Source organism: Massilia sp. 05N420 (assembly GCF_056397205.1).
On record NZ_JBFTMX010000237.1, the window covers coordinates 1 to 392 of the forward strand.

General features: G+C 63.3%; 1 protein-coding gene. It reads left to right on the plus strand.

The features are described from left to right. Positions 1-43: 43 nt before the first annotated feature. On the plus strand, positions 44-392 hold a 349-nt coding region (locus AC1DIX_RS28130), incomplete at its 3' end, for an alpha/beta fold hydrolase (RefSeq protein WP_477328665.1).

The window sequence follows — 392 nt, forward strand, 5'->3', positions numbered from 1 at the left end:
ATGAAGCGCCGGCGCTAACCTCCCTGACAACAGGGAGATGGCGATGACGACGAATTTCGATAATGGTTTCACGGCCCAGACGATCACCACGGCCGACGGCCTTAGGCTGCATGCGCGAGATTACGGCAGTGCGCATGTAGGCACCCTCCCCGTCATCTGCCTRCCCGGCCTGACGCGCAACTCCCGCGACTTCCAYCAGCTGGCGWYYRTSCTCTCGACCAACCCRMAATCMCCCCGCCGCGTCATCGCCCTCGACTATCGCGGCCGCGGGCTCTCCGACTGGGATCACAACAAGGCSAATTACAACATCGCCGTCGAAGCGCGGGATGTGCTCACCCTCTGCGAGACCCTCGACATCCACCGCGCCATCTTTATCGGCACCTCCCGCGGAG